We start from the raw sequence: 3,503 nt of genomic DNA, 5'->3' as shown, positions 1-3,503 counted from the left end.
CAGTTTTAAATCAAGGCTGTAAAAATAGCCTATTCATTCTATTCAATTTAACAAAAAGGGCAGCACAGTATGCTGCCCCTTTTGTACATTAAAGTCATCCTTTTTCCTTTTAAAGCACCCTCCCCTCTTTATACTTAGTTCTTTACGAAAATCTCCAAGACAAGACACAACAAACGCAACAGAGCACTTCCATCCCCAGTGGATGAAGAGTACTTCCTACTTTGAAAAAAAGAGAAGTCTATTAGAAATAAATTAATACCACTGTGTTGAAAGATGAAAGCCCACTTTAAGCCCAAGTAAGTTAGCTTTTTTACTAGCTTCTTCTACATCCTTTTTTGTTCCCTCATAACCCCAATTTGCGTCATATAATAATCCCTACCATCATGTAAAAGATGTTATGGTACCACTATATCAGTATCTCACAATATTTCTCTGAATAATAATATTCAAAATTATAATTCTTTAAATAAAATCCATTATAAATACATTTTGTATTATACATAATTAATATCAATTATTTTTTAATTTTGACAAAAAACCAAAAATGTCTTACCAAATAAAAACAATTACTGAAAGTAATAACAACTATCCATTTTCACTTCTTCTTATGAAGTTCGCGGGGAAATGAATATTTTGGGGCTCTCATAAGGAGAATACTAGTGTATAAAACATCCCTTTTATCATGTACGGCTGCAGCCGCTATTATCCTGTTCAACATCCAGTTCAGTGCACATGCTGAAACCCTCGTAGTTTCTGAGGGAAAACAACAAGAAGTATCCGATAAAACCTACGAAACTATTCACGCAAAAGACGGTGGCAAAATCATTGGAAAACATTTAACCATTGTTACGAATAAAGATATAAACCAAGGCACAAACCAAACCGTCTATGCTGTAACAGCAGAAGGTGCTAACAGTGCGATTGAGTTACTGGATGGCACAACCATTAAAGGCACTGGTTCTGGTATTTTCTTAGGCCTTGAAGCCAAAGACGGTGCTACACTTCAAATGACTAAGGGAACAATTACATATTCTGGAATGGAGGCCTCCTCATCTGGCATTTTATCTAGCACTGGTGCTTCCTTTTCTGACAGTAAGAGTAAAAAAAACAAGCTGGAAGACGTGGTAATATCGAGTGAAAACGATAACAGTTCACTATCCTTAGGAATAAGTGCTAAAAACAGCACAGTAACCTTGAACAATGTAACCGTTACTCAAGCACTAAAAGGCATATTTGCAGATGATCACTCGACAATAACAATCTCTGGAGGATCACTCGATGGGGAAACTGATGGGGTATATGCTGGAAACGGCAGCATCATTACTTTAAACAACAATGTTACAGTCGCATCATCTAAGGGTAATGCACTCCATGCAGATGGTATAGAATCCAAGGTCACAATGAAAGGAGGGACTGTCATAGGAGGAAATTTGAATGGACATGAAGACGCATTATTTACAGAAAATGGTGGACGTATTGAAATTACGGATGTTACTCTAACAACCGATAACTTCGGAAACGGTGCAAATGCCCATGGCTTTGGAAGCATAATTGAATTAAAAGGCAAAACAAGCATTGAAAAAGTTAGAGACGGACTGAGAGCAGAAAAAGGTGGTAAAATCACCAGCGAAGATTTAACAATAACTGCTTATGAAAACCAAGAATACGGCACTTCTGGTATAATAGCCATTGATCCCAATAGTGAAATTCAATTAAAGGGGCATACAACCTTTGAAAAAGTTTCGTACGGTCTTGGAGCCTTTAATGGTGGCAAAATCGTTAGCGGAGATTTAACAATAGTCGGTGGTAAAGCAATTAATGACAACCCCAATGAAGCACGATCTGGTGTATGGACATCGGGCTCTGGGAGTGAAATTCAGTTAACTGGCAAAACAACCATTCAAAATTTTGATGAAGGTCTTTATGCAGAGGATGGAAGTAAAATCATTAGCGGAGATTTAACAATAATCGGTGGTGAGTCCGAAGCAGCAACCGTTGGTGTAAACACTTGGGAGGCAGATAGTATAGTTGAATTAAATGGCAAAACAACCATTCAAAATGTTGATGTTGGTCTCGCTATTGGTGAAGATGGCACAATTAAGATGATTAATGGCGCTATTGATACTAATTCTAAAGGTCTAGATACCCAATCCGACACTCCTCAGAATGGGAAGAAAAATACAATAGAAGCAAAAATGGCTGCACTGGTTGTAATAAATGGCGGACATATTGATCTGACAGATGTTTCTGCCACAGCAGAAGTTGCCAGTTTACAATTCGCAACTTTCTTTGATAATAATCCGAATAGCTCTCATGATCCGCAAAAATATCATAGTAATGAGATCAATCTGACTAATGCAGAGCTTCATGCTGAAAATGGTACAGGAATTTTCGTTAGAACTGTTGTTGAAAAAAGCATCGAAGATGCTGCTGCTCCATCAATCGGCACAGTCAATCTTAAAAAATCAGAAGTCCATGCTGACGTATTATTAGGAGATGGTATTTTTTGGGACAAAACATCATGGAAAGATAAAGATTTGTGGGATGGTAAAGAGGTTAAAACGATCTCCAACGGCACCTTCACATTAAGCGCAGATCAGTCTATTTTAGAGGGCAGAGCAAATATTGCTAAAGACAGAAATGTGCACTTTGATCTGAAAAACAATACAAAATGGACGTTGAAAATCAGCAAAAATGAAAAAGATGATGATGGCAATCTCCTTGATATCGCTCAAAGATCTCGTTCTGATATTTCCACGCTTAATCTCGATAACAGCTCCATTATCTTTAATGGACCAACCGAAGATCATTACCAAACATTGCATATAGGTTCTGGTAAACCAGACACGCAAGAAGTCTACAATGCAACGGGTGATGCAAAGATTTACTTCAACACGGCTTGGAGTGATGGTGCTGCAATAAATGACCAAAAAACCGATAGGCTTTTAATCCATGGGGATGTTTCTGGCAACACATCAGTTTATGTCACGGGGCACTTAGAAGAGAACAATATCGAAGCAAATACCTCTGCTGCTGCCAATGTCCGTGGTCTTTCACTTATTCAAGTTTCTGGAAAAGCAGAAGAAAACTCTTTCAAACTGGTAAATGGCTATACCACAAGAGGTGGCTTACCGGATATGTATACACTACGTGCCTATGGACCAGACTCAAGCCAAGGAAAAGCCGATATTGCGCAAAACCTCTTTGATGAAAAGAATGAAAACTTCTGGGATTTCCGTTTGCAACCCGAACTGCTTGACTCCAATTCTGGTTCAAATCCTGATCCTGAAACAAATATCCCTACCGTTGCCCCTGTACCACAAACAGCAAGCTATTTGGTCATGCCAAATGCTCTCTTCTATAGTGGATTAACGGATATGGCTAAACAAAATGCACTTTTAGCCAATATCAGAACATCTGTCTTAAGAAAAGAAGAAGAAAAACAAACCGGTTTCTTCCTCTATACTTACGGAAACACAGGAACCTTATCTTCTGAACGCGGA

Annotated in this window: 1 protein-coding gene; it reads left to right on the top strand. The window is 38.3% G+C overall.

Annotated features, from left to right (window positions below; translation table 11 throughout):
* Positions 1-659 precede the first annotated feature (659 nt).
* On the top strand, positions 660-3,503 hold a 2,844-nt coding region (locus ACFIMP_RS09360), incomplete at its 3' end, for an autotransporter outer membrane beta-barrel domain-containing protein (protein ID WP_375686310.1).

Origin of the sequence: Bartonella sp. AP65SXKL (assembly GCF_042195725.1) — a bacterium.
Lineage (GTDB): Bacteria > Pseudomonadota > Alphaproteobacteria > Rhizobiales > Rhizobiaceae > Bartonella.
The sequence above is the reverse complement of the archived record's forward strand: the minus strand, read 5'-3'. Positions and strand labels throughout refer to the sequence as shown.